The 15,786-nt window shown below is 35.3% G+C and carries 10 protein-coding genes and 2 tRNA genes; all 12 read left to right on the top strand.

Features of this window, described 5'->3' with window-relative positions; all coding sequences use genetic code 11:
- The first annotated feature begins 33 nt into the window (after window positions 1–33).
- The 12 genes from E0F98_RS14740 (at window position 34) to E0F98_RS14685 (ending at window position 15,786) form a co-directional block, all read left to right on the top strand.
- Complete coding sequence (locus E0F98_RS14740) at window positions 34–867, top strand: hypothetical protein (RefSeq protein ID WP_132112822.1); 834 nt, start codon at window positions 34–36, stop codon at window positions 865–867.
- Between the two features lie 260 nt (window positions 868–1,127).
- On the top strand, window positions 1,128–5,663 hold the full coding sequence (gene dnaE, locus E0F98_RS14735; protein WP_132112820.1) for a DNA polymerase III subunit alpha: 4,536 nt from the start codon (window positions 1,128–1,130) through the stop codon (window positions 5,661–5,663).
- A gap of 240 nt (window positions 5,664–5,903) precedes the next feature.
- On the top strand, window positions 5,904–6,815 hold the full coding sequence (locus tag E0F98_RS14730; RefSeq protein WP_132112818.1) for an outer membrane beta-barrel protein: 912 nt from the start codon (window positions 5,904–5,906) through the stop codon (window positions 6,813–6,815).
- 355 nt (window positions 6,816–7,170) lie between these two features.
- The gene (trxA, locus tag E0F98_RS14725) at window positions 7,171–7,488 is read left to right on the top strand and encodes a thioredoxin (RefSeq protein ID WP_073244015.1); all 318 of its coding nucleotides are present in this window, start codon (window positions 7,171–7,173) and stop codon (window positions 7,486–7,488) included.
- Window positions 7,489–7,591: 103 nt separating this feature from the next.
- Window positions 7,592–10,153 (top strand): M1 family metallopeptidase, encoded by a 2,562-nt coding sequence (locus E0F98_RS14720; RefSeq protein WP_132112816.1) that lies wholly within the window; start codon window positions 7,592–7,594, stop codon window positions 10,151–10,153.
- A gap of 1 nt (window position 10,154) precedes the next feature.
- Complete coding sequence (locus E0F98_RS14715) at window positions 10,155–11,084, top strand: DUF58 domain-containing protein (RefSeq protein WP_132112814.1); 930 nt, start codon at window positions 10,155–10,157, stop codon at window positions 11,082–11,084.
- An 86-nt stretch (window positions 11,085–11,170) separates the two neighbouring features.
- Window positions 11,171–11,244: transfer RNA gene (locus tag E0F98_RS14710), tRNA-Asp, on the top strand.
- A gap of 665 nt (window positions 11,245–11,909) precedes the next feature.
- Window positions 11,910–11,983, top strand: a tRNA-Asp gene (locus tag E0F98_RS14705).
- A gap of 625 nt (window positions 11,984–12,608) precedes the next feature.
- Window positions 12,609–13,115 carry a DUF4402 domain-containing protein gene (locus E0F98_RS14700; RefSeq protein ID WP_132112812.1) on the top strand — a complete coding sequence of 169 codons (507 nt, stop codon included), beginning with the start codon at window positions 12,609–12,611 and terminating at the stop codon, window positions 13,113–13,115.
- Between the two features lie 681 nt (window positions 13,116–13,796).
- Entirely contained in the window at window positions 13,797–14,309 is a 513-nt protein-coding gene (locus E0F98_RS14695) for a DUF4402 domain-containing protein (RefSeq protein ID WP_132112810.1), read from the top strand.
- A 96-nt stretch (window positions 14,310–14,405) separates the two neighbouring features.
- The gene (locus E0F98_RS14690; RefSeq protein WP_132112808.1) at window positions 14,406–15,254 is read left to right on the top strand and encodes a fimbrial biogenesis chaperone; all 849 of its coding nucleotides are present in this window, start codon (window positions 14,406–14,408) and stop codon (window positions 15,252–15,254) included.
- Between the two features lie 19 nt (window positions 15,255–15,273).
- Window positions 15,274–15,786: a DUF4402 domain-containing protein gene (locus E0F98_RS14685; protein WP_132112806.1), complete on the top strand. Its 513-nt coding sequence runs from the start codon at window positions 15,274–15,276 to the stop codon at window positions 15,784–15,786.

Genomic DNA, 15,786 nt, shown 5'->3' with positions numbered 1-15,786 from the left:
GGACTATTCTAATTAAAAAAAACAGAAAAACGTATGAAATTTGATGTTAAATATATTTTAGGAATTGCAATACTTTTATTCTCAACAGGAATGAGTGCGCAGTTTTATGTAGGACTACAATCAGGAATTGCTAATCTTCAATCTGATTTAAAAGGAACGAAATCAGGCAATGAATTAGGAGGTGCTTTAAAAGCAGGTTACATTTACTTATTAACAGATCACATTGGTATTGGATCTGGAGTAGAGTTTGCACAATATAAGCAAAAAGCCTTTTTAACTCTAGGTTCAGCAACGCTAACCAATTTTGAGGTTGATGCGTCAGGTTCTGCGTTTGTTTACAATGTAACTACGGCTAACTATAGAGAAGAGCAAACATTACAAGCGATTCAGATTCCGCTTTATTTACAGTATAAAAGGAATATTAACAAAGGCGTTGACTTTAATTTCAGAGCTGGTGTTAAGTATTTTCTACCTGTAAATTATAAGATTGAATCTTCGGCATCATCTGTAAGAGGAATTGGGTACTATCCAGATGTTAATTTGTCTATTGACAATTTACCTGAATATGGTTTTGGAACTCAAAATAATTACTCTGGAACAGGAGAATACCAAACAAAAGGAGTTTTGATGAGTACGTTTGAGTTAGGATTTACTTTCGAAATGGGTGAAAAGAACTCTTTGTATGCTGCTATGTTTCTTGACACCGGTTATGGGTCAGTTATTGATCAAAAACAAAACGAGTCTTACATAGGTTATAATCCAACAGCTGTTAATGATAGAAAAGCAAACGGATTATATAGCACTGACAAAAATGCAACTATTAAACCTGTTGCATTCGGTCTAACATTCGGATTGAATTTTCTATAAATAAGTATGTTTCTTAAAAACTAGAAGGTCTTGAGTAATCAAGGCCTTTTTGGCTTTTAATAAGTACTTAGATAATTTAAATTAGGCGGCAATAATTTTTTTAGTAATTCATCTCTTTTCGTAGTCTAAAAAAACCTAAATTTGAAGTTCAATTTTTATGACTTTTACTAATTTTAAAGTGTTATAAACCAGTTAAATACACGGTCTTTATCTGAAGATTTAGACTCCCTCACCGTGACGAGGGACTGGGTAAGAGACTTATGTACTTAATATTCGATACCGAAACTACAGGATTACCAAAGCGCTGGGATGCGCCCATCACCGATACTAATAACTGGCCGCGTTGTATACAAATCGCATGGCAGCTACATGATGATATGGGGAAACTCATCGAACATCAAGATTATTTAGTGAAACCGGATGGGTTTAATATTCCCTATGATGCAGAGCGAATTCACGGTATTTCTACTGAATTAGCAGCAGAAAACGGAATCTCCTTAGCAGAAGTATTAGAGAAATTCAATCTAGCACTTGGTAAAGCAAAGTTTATTGTAGGTCAGAATCTAGGTTTTGATTTGAATATTATGGGTTGTGAATTTCATCGTTTGGGAGTAGAAAGCCAAATGAGCGCTATGCCAGTTCTTGATACTTGTACTGAAGTTACTGCTTCCTTATTGAAATTACCTGGTGGTCGTGGAGGAAAATTCAAATTACCAACATTAACTGAATTACATAGCTTTCTTTTTAATAAACCATTTGGGGAAGCGCACAACGCCACTGCCGATGTTGAGGCAACTACGCGTTGTTTCTTGGAATTAATTAGAAGAGAGAATTATACTAAGGAGCAATTAGATGTTCCGGCTGGTTATTTCCAGGAATTCCAAAGTAAAAATCCAAGGGAGATTCAGCTTATTGGGTTAAAGCATATCAATTTAAAAGCAGCTTCTGATGCTATTCGTCAGCAGTTTGGTGAAAAACAAACGGCAACGGTTTCTAAACAGGAACTTTCAGAAAATAAGAAAGTACTGGTTGATACTGATTTTGTGCATTTACACAACCACACTCAGTTTTCGGTTTTACAATCTACAATAAGTATAGCGCAACTTGTTAAAGCAGCTTCGAAGGAGAAAATGCCTGCGGTTGCCATGACAGATCACGCTAACTTAATGGGAGCTTTTCACTTTGTGCGTGATATTTTAAATCATAATAAAGCGGCTGAAGCCAAAAATGCGGCCCTAATAGAAAATGGTGAGGAACCTACAGAGGTTCCTATGAAGCCTATTGTGGGTTGCGAGTTTTTTGTTTGTGAAGATCATAAAGATAAATCTCGAAAAGACAATGGATACCAAATAGTGCTTTTGGCGAAGACCAAAAAAGGCTATCATAATTTGGCCAAAATGTCTTCGATCGCCTATACTCAAGGTTTTTATTATGTGCCTAGAATTGATAAAAAAGTCATTCAACAATACAAAGAAGACATCATTGTATTGTCTGGAAACCTTAATGGAGAAATCCCGAATAAGGTTTTAAACCTTGGTGAAAACCAAGCCGAAGAAGCCGTGTTGTGGTGGAAAGAAGAGTTCAAGGAAGATTTCTATATGGAGGTGATGCGTCACAATCAAGAGGATGAAAATCGTGTGAATACAACTTTGATTTCTTTGGCTAGAAAGCATGATGTGAAAATTGTCGCGACAAACAACACCTTTTATATAGATAAAGAAAATGCCAATGCGCACGATATTTTGCTTTGTGTGCGTGAAGGCGAAAAGCAAACTACGCCAATAGGTCGTGGTCGTGGGTATCGTTTTGGTTTGCCAAATCAAGAATACTATTTCAAGACTGGTGATGAGATGAAGCAACTCTTTGCTGACTTGCCTGAAGCGATTTCGAACTTATCGGAAATTGTCGATAAAATTGAAATTTATAATTTGGCGAGGGAGGTTTTGTTACCAAAATTTGAAATTCCAGACGAGTTTTTAGTTCCAGAAGATGCTGTGGATGGTGGAGTGCGTGGAGAAAATGCTTACTTGAGGCATCTTACTTATGAAGGTGCTAATAGAAGATATCCTGAAATTACAGAAGTAATTAGGGAGCGTTTGGATTTTGAATTGCTAACTATTTCTAACTCCGGTTATCCGGGATATTTCCTGATTGTACAGGATTTAATTGCCGAAGCTCGAAGTATGGGAGTTTCAGTGGGGCCAGGCCGTGGGTCTGCGGCTGGATCAGTAGTGGCTTATTGTTTGAAGATTACAAACATTGACCCTTTGATGTACAACCTGCTTTTTGAGCGTTTCCTGAATCCCGATCGTGTGTCTCTACCCGATATTGATATCGATTTTGATGACGAAGGCCGAAGCAGTGTAATGGATTATGTGATCCGGAAATACGGTTCAAAACAAGTGGCACAAATTATCACTTATGGTAAAATGGCGACTAAATCGGCGATTCGTGATACGGCTCGTGTGCTGGATTTACCTTTGTTTGAAGCCGATAAAATCGCCAAATTAATTCCGGGGATGATGCCTGGAAAATGGAATCTCGCCCGATTTTTAAATGAAGACGAGGCCTTAATTAGAAAAGCCGTTCGTCCCGAAGAGTTTGATAAAATTAAAGAATTAATTGCTCTAGCAGGCGAGGATGATTTAGGTGGAGAGACCATTCAGCAAGCCAAAGTGCTGGAAGGGAATTTAAGAAATACAGGAATACATGCTTGTGGGGTTATTATTACGCCTAGCGATATTACTGATTTTGTTCCTGTGGCTACCGCCAAAGATTCTGATTTGTATGTAACACAGTTTGACAACTCGGTTGTGGAAACCGCCGGATTGTTAAAAATGGACTTCTTGGGTTTGAAAACCCTAACACTTATAAAAGATACAGTCAAATTAGTAAAATATAGAAACGGAATCGATCTGGATCCAGATACCTTTCCTATCGATGATTTAAAAACGTACGAGCTTTTCCAACGTGGAGAAACAGTGGGGATTTTCCAATATGAATCTGCCGGAATGCAGAAATACATGAAGGAATTGAAGCCAACGGTTTTCCCCGATTTGATCGCCATGAATGCGTTGTATCGTCCGGGACCAATTGCTTATATCCCTAGTTTCGTCAAAAGGAAAAATGGTGAAGAGGAAATTATTTATGACCTTGAAGCCTGTGAAGAATTATTGAAAGATACTTATGGGATTACCGTTTATCAAGAACAGGTAATGCTTTTGTCTCAAAAACTAGCTGATTTCTCCAAGGGTGATGCCGATGTTTTGCGTAAAGCGATGGGAAAAAAGCAAAAAGATGTCTTAGATAAAATGAAACCTAAGTTCATTAGTCAGGCTGCGGCCAAAGGGCATCCGGAAGATAAATTAGAAAAAATTTGGAAAGACTGGGAAGCCTTTGCTGAATATGCTTTTAACAAATCGCACTCTACTTGTTATGCTTGGATTGCGTATCAAACAGCGTATTTAAAAGCAAATTATCCTGCCGAATATATGGCTGCGGTACTTTCGAATAATATGAGTGACATCAAGCAAGTATCTTTCTTTATGGAGGAATGTAAGCGAATGGGACTTGAAGTATTAGGGCCAGATGTAAATGAGTCGTTCTATAAATTTACCGTAAACGATAATTATGCGGTTCGTTTTGGTATGGGAGCCATCAAAGGAGTGGGAGCGGGAGCAGTAGCAACCATTGTCGAAAACAGAAAAGATGGTAAGTATAAGTCGGTTTTTGATTTAACCAAACGTATCGATTTGCGTGCTGCCAATAAAAAAGCTTTAGAAAATTTAATACTTGCTGGAGGATTTGACTCTTTTGAGGGGACATTAAGATCACAGTATTTTCATGATGACGGCGACGGAATTACCTTTTATGAAAAGGCGATAAAGTATGGTGCTAAATTCCAGGAAAATGAGAACTCGTCTCAGGTAAGTTTATTTGGCGAAAGTAGCGATGTGCAAATTGAAGAACCAGTTATTCCGCCTTGTGAGGATTGGAGTACCATGGAAAAACTCGCCAAAGAGAAAGAGGTTGTAGGTATTTATATTTCTGGACATCCATTAGATGATTACAAATTTGAGATGAAGTATTTTTGTAATGCCAAGTTGGAAGCCTTAAGGAATTTGGAACATCATGTGGGTAAGAATCTAACTTTTGGCGGAATCATAAATAACGTACAACATCGTGTCGCCAAAAACGGAAAAGGCTGGGGAATATTTACCTTAGAAGGATATGATGAAAGTTATGAGTTTAAGATTTTTGGAGAAGAATATTTGAAGTTCCGCCATTTCTTTATTCAAAATAATTTCACTTATATGAAAGTTGTGGTGAAAGAAGGTTGGGTGAATCAAGATACAGGTAAGAGAAGTGAGCCAAGAATACAATTTATGCTGGTACAATATTTACAGGATGTATTAGATGATTTTGCCAAAAAATTAATTGTATTGCTTAACATTAGTGATTTGGATCCTGAGTTTATTCATAAGTTAGGACATCTTTTTTTCGAAAATAAAGGTGATAATCTAGTAACCTTCGAAATCATGGAATTGGAAAAAGTAAAAAAAATTGTGGAAGCTGCTCCAATTATTATTGAAAACGACGCCGACGATTTTATTGAAGATACGGATGCGATGGAAGTTTCTGAATCTATAGAGACGCCGGCGGCTAATGTTGTTGAAATCGAGGAAATTAAAGTGGTTACTAAACTGTCAATGGCCAGTAGAAAACTTAAAGTAAAGATTTCTAATGAGTTGTTATTCGAATTAGAGAAAATGCAAATTAATTTTAAACTTAATTAGGCTAGAGATGTTGCAAAGATATAATTAGTGGAGTTTATAGACTACTATAACGTTTGAAAAACGTCATTTTCTGCCATGAAAATGGCGTTTATTATGATTTATTTAAATTATAATAAAAACTGTTTTTGTGTAACTAGCTGGTTTTTATATGCATGCATAATATTTTGGTTTTTGAGGGTAATATTTAAGGAAATAGAGAATAATTCTTTAAATTTGGTAGCATTAACAAAAAAATAAATTATGAAAAAGAACCTATTTTTATTAGGATTTATGGCTTGCTCTTTGACGATGTTGGGCCAAACAGACAAAAAAGAAAGTTGGTATTTTAAAGCGGGTGCATCTTATTTTGGTCAAACTGCAGCAACTGAATTTCCAACCGTTGGAGGGAATTTACCTTTAAATAGAACTTACGTTGGTGGAAAATTAGTATCAGAGGAAAGTGTTACTGGGTCTTTTGGAGAGGGTTTTAGAACTGGAATTACTGCTGGTTATAGATTCAATACTCGTTTAGGAGTAGAGATGGGTGTGAATTACTATTCTAGTGCTGATAAAACAATGGCGCAAACAACTACTGACCAAATTTTTGTGTCTAATGGTAAGCCAGTTTATAACTTTAAATCAGTTGGACAAATTACAGCATTCGATTTAGCTCCGGCTTTGGTTTTGTTTCTAGGAGAACATGCAGGTTTTGAATCTTATTCTAAGGTAGGAGTTATTGTGCCTATTCATGGAGATTTAGAAATTACTACAGATGCAATAGCACCTACAGGTGTTGCGTCTCCTGCAACAGTAGCTGTCCATAGTGTTGATAAAGTAAAGCCTAACCCAACAATTGGTTTTATGGCGGCATTGGGTACTTCTTATAAATTAGGGAAAAATATTTCTGTTTTTGGAGAGTTAGAATATCGCAACTTCACAGTACATGGTAAAACGAAGGAGACGATTGAGTTTACTCAAAATGGTCAAAACGCCTTAGCTGGTAGAACTCAAGCGCAAATACATACAAATTATCAAGATCGTTTAGATACTAATTCAAACAACGCTGCTACAAATCCAAATGGACTAGATAGCTCAAAACCAATGGATGAGTTAAGTTCTTACGTAGGAATTAGTGGTCTAGGCCTGACATTGGGACTAAAATACAGTCTATAAGTTTTAAATACAATGTTTTTAAATTAGACCTTCTGAAAAGAGGGTCTTTTTTTTGTGCACTATAATGTACTGTAAATGTTTTAGTACTGATAGTCGCGGCATCCTTTTTATCCTGAACTTGTTTCAGAATCCTGAAATAAGTTCAGGACAAAGAGGTACAGCATCCTAAAGTTTCGGGAACGGGAATAACTACTAATTTATAAACAAATTGCTATTTAATATGATTTTTATAAATAAAGTCAATGCACATATAATCAAAACTAATTTGGGAATAGTGATTCTTTTGGTTTTAATGCCTAAATTTGTGTCCAAGTTTTGAATGAGATTAGAACTTTAAATTTTAAATATAAAAAATATGGCTTTAGCAATAACAGATGCTACTTTTGAAGAAGTAGTTTTGAAATCAGACAAACCAGTAATGGTGGATTTTTGGGCAGCATGGTGTGGACCTTGTAGAATGGTAGGACCAATCATTGACGAATTGAGTACTGAATATGACGGTAAAGTTGTAATTGGAAAAGTAGATGTTGATGCAAACCAAGAATTTGCTGCAAAATACGGTGTGAGAAATATTCCAACAGTTTTGGTTTTTCATAACGGTGAAGTAGTAGGTAAGCAAGTAGGAGTAGCTCCTAAGCAAACTTACGCTGATAGTTTAGACGCGTTGTTGTAATCGGTAGATTATAATTTATATACCCTCTGAAGTAATTCAGATAAAAAAGTTTGATGTAAGTCAAACTTTTTTTATTTTTAGTCTGTTTTAAATCTAAGTTTTGATGAAAATAAATTCCGTTTTCCTGTTTTTTGTCTCTTTATTGTTTTCTTGTCAGTCAGTAAAAAAGCCGATTTTGTTAGAGAGGGGAATATCTAAAGAATTGGCTGTCTTTCGTAAAAGTCAGGTTTCTGATGTTTCTTATGCTCTTTCATTCGATTTACCAAAAGAAAAAGAAAGCCCTATTTCCTCTTCGCTTATTTTGAACCTAAAAATTAATAGCCTTCAAGAGCCATTGTATTTGGATTTTAATGAAAGCAAGGAAAACTTAAAAACGATTGTTGTAAACGGAAAAAACATTCCCGTTTTGCATGAGAAAGAACATGTGATTATTCCGAAAGAACAGCTATTAATAGGACAAAATACCATTGAAATTAAATTTATTGCCGGGAATCTATCCTTAAATAGGAATGAGGATTTTTTATATACCTTATTAGTTCCTGATAGAGCCAGTACTTTGTTTCCCTGTTTTGATCAACCTGATATTAAAGCTAGCTACACACTTTCTTTAACGGCGCCAAAGGATTGGACTGTTTTAGCTGGAGCTTCTGTTAAGAAAAAAACAGAACAAGGCAATTATACGCATTATCAATTTGAAGAGTCAGATAAGATGAGTACGTACTTGTTTTCTTTTGTTGCTGGTAATTTTAAAAGTGCAACCCAAACGCTTGATGGTTTTCCTATGACGATGTTGTACCGGGAAAACAATCCTGAAAAAATAAAAGCTAGTACCGATACTATTTTTAATTTACACCACAATGCAGTTAAATATTTAGAAAACTATACCCAATATGCATTTCCTTTTAAGAAAATGGACTTTGCCACTATTCCTGTATTTCAATATGGCGGAATGGAGCATGTGGGTGCAATACAATATAGAGAAGGAACCTTGTTTTTAGATAATAATGCGACAGATAGCGAAAAGCTGAAACGGGGTAAATTGATTGCTCACGAAACGGCGCATATGTGGTTTGGAGATTTGGTGACGATGAAGTGGTTTAACGATGTATGGATGAAGGAAGTCTTTGCTAACTTCATGGCCGATAAAATTATGAATCCTGCTTTTCCACATATTAATCACGATTTGCAATTTCTTACGGCGCATTATTCTGCGGCTTATTCCGAGGATAGAACTCAGGGAACGCATCCCATTCGTCAGGGATTAGCAAACTTAAAAGATGCTGGTTCGCTTTATGGTGCAATTATTTACAATAAAGCACCTATTATGATGCGTCAGTTAGAAGCGACTATGGGGAAAGATTCTTTTCAAAAAGGAATTCAAAAGTATATTTCTAGCTATGCTAATGATAATGCAGACTGGAATAATCTAGTGGAGATTCTAGATCAAGAAACGCCGAAAGATATTAAAAAGTGGAGTGCTGTCTGGGTGAATCAGCCGGGAAGAGCGATTTTCACTGATGAAATATCTTATGATGTAGATTCGAAAATCAAAAGTTTTGTAATCGAACAAAAAGCGGAGGACGGCTCTAATAATGTTTGGCCGCAAATTTTCGAAATTGGATTAGTCTATACTGAAACTACTAAAGTAATTAGAGTGGCTGTTCAAGGCCGCTTTTCAGAAATAAAGGAAGTAGTAGGTTTGCAAAAGCCATCGGCGATTATTTATAATTATAATGGATTTGGCTATGGTGTGTTTCCATTGGAAAATAATGAAGTAAAAAGTATTCCAGTAATTAATAATGAGGTTGCCCGAGCGTATAGCTATATTAATCTATATGAGAATACCTTGACGGGAACTATAGCGCCAAAAGTGGCTTTTGATACTTGTCTTAAGGGAATTAGTATCGAAAAAAACGAGCTAATCGCAAAACTGCTTTCAAGTCAACTCAGTTCACTATATTGGAACTTCCTCACCGAGAAGCAACAACAAGAGCGTCAAAATCAGCTGGAAGAAATAGTTTATGATAGACTTCAAGAAGATTTACCTTCGAATGTTAAAAAAACGTTGTTCGGTTTATTCGAAGAATTGGCCTATTCAGAAAGTGGTAAAGAAAAATTATATCAAATTTGGAACAAAGAATTGTTAATTTCTGGTTTAAAATTTAATGAAGATGATTATGTTGATATGGCTAGTAACTTAGCGTTGTTTAAACATGATAAGTCAGCTCAAATCCTCTCAAAAACTAGAGAATTAATTCGCAACCCCGATAAGCAAAAACGATTTGATTTTTTACTACCTTCACTATCTAAAGAGGAAGCAGTTAGAGATTCTTTTATGGAATCAATGAAAGAAGAGAAGAATAGAGAGAAAGAATCATGGGTACAATCAGCTTTATCGAATATCCATCATCCGTTGCGTCAGCAAAATTCGGTGAAATATTTAAAAAGTGCTTTAGATTTGATTGAAGAAATCCAGCTAACGGGAGATATTTTTTTCCCAAAAGGATGGCTTAATAATAGTATTGGCAAATACACAAGTCCCGAAGCGTTAAATATTATGACCACGTTTTTAAAGGACAATCCTGAATTCAGTCCTATTTTGAAAAGAAAATTACTACAGGCTACAGATGATTTGTCGCGTGCGCAACTAATTAAAAAAGAATAAAATTAAGATAGAATCGCAAATAGAAAAGATTTCGAGTTTCCAACATCTAGAATTGTTGGCAAACCAAGTTGTGGAAGGATTTATCTCCGGAATGCACAAGAGTCCTTTTCATGGGTTTTCGGCTGAGTTTGCAGAGCATAAAGTGTATAATGTTGGCGAAAGCACGAAACACATAGACTGGAAGCTATTTGCTAGAACAGATCGCTTATATACCAAACGTTTTGAAGAAGAGACTAATTTACGGTGTCATATTATAATTGACAATTCCTCGTCAATGCATTACCCAAAGTTAAGGAAGAGTCAAGAGTTTCATGAAAATAAAATTGGCTTCTCTGTTTTGGCTTCCGCAGTTTTAATGAATCTCTTAAAGAAGCAGCGGGACGCTATTGGATTAAGTGTGTTTTCGGATACTTACGAATATTATGCGCCAGAGAAAGGCAGTGATCGCCATCATAGAATGGTGTTGAATGCACTCGAAAATCTGTTAGTGGAACCCAAGATTAAAAAAAGTACAGATACTATTAGTTTTTTACATCAGATAGCTGAGAAAATGCATCGACGTTCGATGGTTATACTTTTTACAGACATGTTTCAACCTGGATCTGGAGACGAGGCGCTGTTTAGTGCGCTGCAGCATCTAAAGCATAACAAACACAAAGTAGTTTTGTTTCATGTTGTAGATAGTGCTACAGAGTTGAATTTTGACTTTGATAACACTCCTAGAAAGTTCATTGATGTGGAAACGGGTGAGTCAGTATCGATTTTTGCTGATAATGTGAAGCAGGAATATGAAAAACAGACCGCTTTGTACTTTAAAAAACTGGCTTTAAGCTGCGCTCAAAACAAGATTAAGTACGTTCCGGTTAATGTGGGAGCTAATTTCGAAAAAATTTTACTGACGTATTTAGCTGAAAAACAAAACTTTGGATAATAGTAATAAAAAAACGCATTTTTTTTTATTGTAAACGCTTGTGTAAGTCGAAAGGAATTGTATCTTTGCAACCGCAATAATGCTGAGGTCTGGTAGTTCAGTTGGTTAGAATACCTGCCTGTCACGCAGGGGGTCGCGGGTTCGAGTCCCGTCCAGACCGCATATTGGGGAGAGCCTTTCTTAACGGAAAGGCTTTTTTGCCCCTTTAAAGTTTCTAAAGTTAGTTGTGTTGTTTGGTCGAGTTGGTAGCAACGAGACCGGGTTTAGTAGTTAGACCAATGAAAAGCTTTCCATGTTTTTGAATTTATTCAAAACCTACGGATGGCTTTTTTGATTTTGCGTAATGTTGGTTCTTTTTTGATGAATTTCAAAAGTTAGATTGATATAATTAAAGATCAAGTCAAAAATTTGTAGGGTAGCACAATTTAGGACTAAAAATATTTCAGGTCCAATAATAGCAAAAGCAATAAAATATTTTAGCCAAGTTGAGAATCTTGTGACTAGGCAACTAATGGTTGAAAAGATAAAAACCTTATAGTTTATAGTGTGAATACCTCCCAATTATTTTTAGAAATGTAATTTTTCTAGCGTTTTTCCAGATTTTTTGGTCGAATAGTTTGTAGATTTTAAGGTTAGAAATCTATGCGCTGCGGTTAAAAAAGGATAAATCGTACTTTTATAAGCTAATTAAAACTGCGGAAATTTAAATACTAGTCTGATGTTTAGTCTTTTGGAAAAAGGTCTTTTAGGAATGATAATTTTTTTGATTTTAGTGTTGGTTTTAAACTAAAATGTGTTGTATATTTGCAACCGCAATAACGCTGAGGTCTGGTAGTTCAGTTGGTTAGAATACCTGCCTGTCACGCAGGGGGTCGCGGGTTCGAGTCCCGTCCAGACCGCATAATAAATGAAGCCTTTCTTAACGGAAAGGCTTTTTTTATTTACCTAAAAATTACATTTTTTATGGTCGTATTTTGATGTTAAAAATGTTTAAAGTGACCAACTCCTCTCGTTTCCAAAAACTCGATGTTATTGTTAAAAGCAATCCTTAATGCAGAGTTTTTTTTTGAGAGCACTTTGCTTTTTCTATCTGTTAATTCAAAAATTTCTCTTTTCTCTTTTATGAAATTGATATAAGGAGTGCGGTATTCAATTCAAATAGTTCTACTGCTATAGCTAGTTATTAGTTCTATGGTATTGCTTGTATATTTAACTTTGGGGTTAGATCTTTATTGGATACTACTTCGCTGCTATTTCACATTATTTTATTGCGTTTTATTTAAAGTAAGAAAAAGATTATTTTTAAAGTAAAAAGATGTAGTTTATCGATTAAATAATACACTTTAACTGAATTAGTATTACATTTAACTTGGCTTGTTGTATCAATTTAGTGCTTCTATTAAGATTCGTTTGATAGTATGTTAACTATTTTAAATTCTCAACACTTTTTGTCTTTAAAGCACATGTTTTATTCGTGTTTTAATTTGGAAAAGAAATGGTCAAAAACACTTTAAATTATGTGTTATGAAAAATTATACTTTAATATTAGTCTTTTTATTCCTAGGTTTTTCAAGTATAGCGAATGCTCAAGTTAGAGCTAACGCGACTGCTTCTGCGACTATAGTGACTCCGATTAAAATAGTTAAAAATTCAGATCTTAATTTTGGAAATTTCACTACTAATGGTGGAGCAGGTGCTGTGGTGTTAGCTGCGGGAAGTGTAGCGTCTAGAACAAGTTCTTCAAATGTTAATATGCCGGCTGTGACTGGAAATGTTACAGCAGCAGTATTTGCGGTTTCAGGAGAAGTAGGGTTTGCTTACAGTGTTACTTTGCCTGCTAATGACCATATAATTTCGAATGGGAACGATAAAATGGTTGTAAATGAATTTACCTCTTCTACATTAAATACACTTTCAGCTGGAGAGGAATTGATTTACCTTGGGGCAACAGTCCATGTCGATGCCGATCAAGAAATAGGAAGCTATTCAAGCTTGGGTGCTGGCTTTGAGGTCGCTGTTAATTATAATTAAGCGAAGCTCTTTTTTTTATTATCTAAGTCTAATTTATGCTCTATTTTTTCTTCTACTTTTTTATTGGTCATAGGGTCGACATGTATTTTTACTTGAAACCAGGACTATTTAGCTGAAATACTTTTTATATTGCTATTGAGTAGTTTTTTATCGCTCGCACTCCGGTACTGACAGGGTCGCTTAACGTACTTCTGTATTTGGCTCTTGTTATTAGTTGCAAATTCTTAGATCTTTTCATTTTAATCAACGGTGTGCTTTTCTTTTTAGGATAGACGAAATATTCTTTCCTACATATTATTGGGCTTTAGAGCTTATTTGCTGTTTTATTATTTTTAGTTTTTTTATAAAACCGACTCCTACTCCAACTTTTTTTTTTGTAAAGCTCTTATTATAAGATTATTACCTCATTAATAGTTTTGGTTATAGTATTAATTAGAAAAAGTTGAATTTCTTTGTTGATTGTTATGGAATTAATGAAGTCAGCGGTTAAATGCAGATAAAAGTGCAGTTTAACGATTATGTAGGTTATTCATCGAGAATATTTTTAGCTTCGTTTTTATCACTGTTTATTTGCACCATCAAAATAAAACAAGTCGTTTTATTCTGATTAAAAAAACAAAAAACAACAGAAAAGATATAATTCCCAAATTCTATCTCTAAAAATTAAAACCTACAATTATTATGAAAAAGATTACTTTATTAGCTATCCTAGCTATCGCTGCATTCTCAAATAACGCAAATGCTCAATCTACTGCAGATGCAAATGCAACTGTGTCGGCAACCATTATTGCTCCAATTGCTATAACAAAAACTGTAGACTTGAATTTTGGTAATATAGCCACTGATGGTACTGCAGCTACAGTGCAGTTATTAGCTGATGGTTCAAGAATTGAATCAGCAGGCGCAACACTCCCGGGAGGGAATAGTACAGTGAAGGCTGCAGAATTCAAGGTTACTGGAGAAGGAGCGTATGCTTTCACGGTAACTTTACCAGCTGATGATACAATAACTATAACAAATGGTACTTCAACAAATGATATGAAAGTGAATAAATTTACAAGTAATTCAACTGGAAAACTTGTTTCTGGAAAAGAAACATTTAGCGTTGGTGCAACTTTAAATATAAACGGTTCTCAGCCTACGGGAACTTATACTAATGATAGTGGTTTTGATGTTATTGTAAGCTACAACTAGATTTTATTCGGTTTTAAAAAAAAGCAAGTATCGCGTATGGCGACACTTGCTTTTTTTTTATCTATATTGCGACTGTTTTAAAAAAGGCGTAGGTATATGATTATGAAAGAGTATTGTTTTAAAAAAAATCTTCTTAGATTTTTCTTATTTAGTGTTTTTAGTGTATTGTCAGTTAATAAAACGATAGCTCAAGGAGATTTGGTTGTTTTTCCAAAAAGACTAGTTTTTGAAGAGAGAAATAGAACACAACAGATTAATCTTGCTAATATCGGCAAGGATTCTGCGGTTTACAATATTTCTTTTGTAGAGTTTAGGATGAATGAGTCAGGTGGTTTTGAGGAGATTACCGCCCCTGATTTAGGGCAGCAATTTGCAAGTCCGTTCTTGAGACTGTATCCAAGACAAGTTACTTTGGCGCCTAACGAATCTCAAACTGTTAAAGTGCAAGTAATAAATACTAGCAAACTCCAAGCAGGAGAATATCGATCCCATCTTTATTTTAGAGCAATAAAAAGTAGTAAGCCACTCGGTCAGGAAAAGACTGAAGTCGATCCTGCTGCTTTGTCTGTTAAAATAGAAGCTGTTTTTGGTGTTTCTATTGCCAGTATTATCCGCAAAGGGGAGTCAGACACTTCTGTTACTTTATCAGGATTGGAATATATAGAGACGGCTGAGTCAGGCAGTGTTCTAAATTTCGATATTAATAGAAAAGGGAATATGTCCACTTATGGCGATATTACGGTCAGCTATAATTCTCCAAAAAACATAGTGTATGAAGTGGGGAAGATAAACGGTATTGGCGTTTACACACCTGGAACTTTAAGGAAAAACCAAATGAGATTACAAAAACCAGAGGGGGTCAACTTCGCTGGTGGGAAATTTAAAGTTGTTTATACTGAGAACGAGAGCAAGGAAATTATTGCAGAAAAGGAATTGAATTTATAATAATATAAATTACATATAGTTGGAAAAAGTAGATTTACATATCGAGAAAAAATCATTATTTTTTATAGTGGTATTCTTTTTGTTTCTAACTATTTCTTATGCTCAACCAGCGCTCCCTCAAAGAACCATTACGGTACAGTCCACGCAACCAATCGATTTTGGAATTTTCTATGACACGGGTTCAGGTGGAACTATTACAGTAGATTATCAAGGGAATAGAACTACAACAGGGGGTATTATTGCAATTTCTGGCTCTATCGCTAAGCCTGCTATTTTTGAAGTAAAACTTTGTCAGGGAAGGAACATAATCATTGACTATGCTTTAATTACAACCTTAAGTAATGGGGTAGGATCACCGCTAACATTAAATATAGGTCCAACTGAAAAGGGGCCAAGAGGTTCTAGATTTCCAGTGAATACCAATTGTAATTTTATCACAACATTACGTGTTGGGGGTACACTTCATGTGCCTGCAGGTTCAGCTAAAGGCACTTACTCGGGTAATTTTGAAATGACTTTTACTCAAGAATAA

Source organism: Flavobacterium hiemivividum (assembly GCF_004349145.1).
Taxonomy (GTDB): domain Bacteria; phylum Bacteroidota; class Bacteroidia; order Flavobacteriales; family Flavobacteriaceae; genus Flavobacterium; species Flavobacterium hiemivividum.
The sequence above is the reverse complement of the archived record's forward strand: the minus strand, read 5'-3'. Positions and strand labels throughout refer to the sequence as shown.

Excerpts from the sequence above, each read along its gene's own strand:
- E0F98_RS14740 (WP_132112822.1), top strand. The coding sequence starts at position 34 with ATGAAATTTGATGTTAAATATATTTTAGGAATTGCAATACTTTTATTC.
- dnaE (WP_132112820.1), top strand. The coding sequence starts at position 1,128 with ATGTACTTAATATTCGATACCGAAACTACAGGATTACCAAAGCGCTGG.
- E0F98_RS14730 (WP_132112818.1), top strand. The coding sequence starts at position 5,904 with ATGAAAAAGAACCTATTTTTATTAGGATTTATGGCTTGCTCTTTGACG.
- trxA (WP_073244015.1), top strand. The coding sequence starts at position 7,171 with ATGGCTTTAGCAATAACAGATGCTACTTTTGAAGAAGTAGTTTTGAAA.
- E0F98_RS14720 (WP_132112816.1), top strand. The coding sequence starts at position 7,592 with ATGAAAATAAATTCCGTTTTCCTGTTTTTTGTCTCTTTATTGTTTTCT.
- E0F98_RS14700 (WP_132112812.1), top strand. The coding sequence starts at position 12,609 with ATGAAAAATTATACTTTAATATTAGTCTTTTTATTCCTAGGTTTTTCA.
- E0F98_RS14695 (WP_132112810.1), top strand. The coding sequence starts at position 13,797 with ATGAAAAAGATTACTTTATTAGCTATCCTAGCTATCGCTGCATTCTCA.
- E0F98_RS14690 (WP_132112808.1), top strand. The coding sequence starts at position 14,406 with ATGATTATGAAAGAGTATTGTTTTAAAAAAAATCTTCTTAGATTTTTC.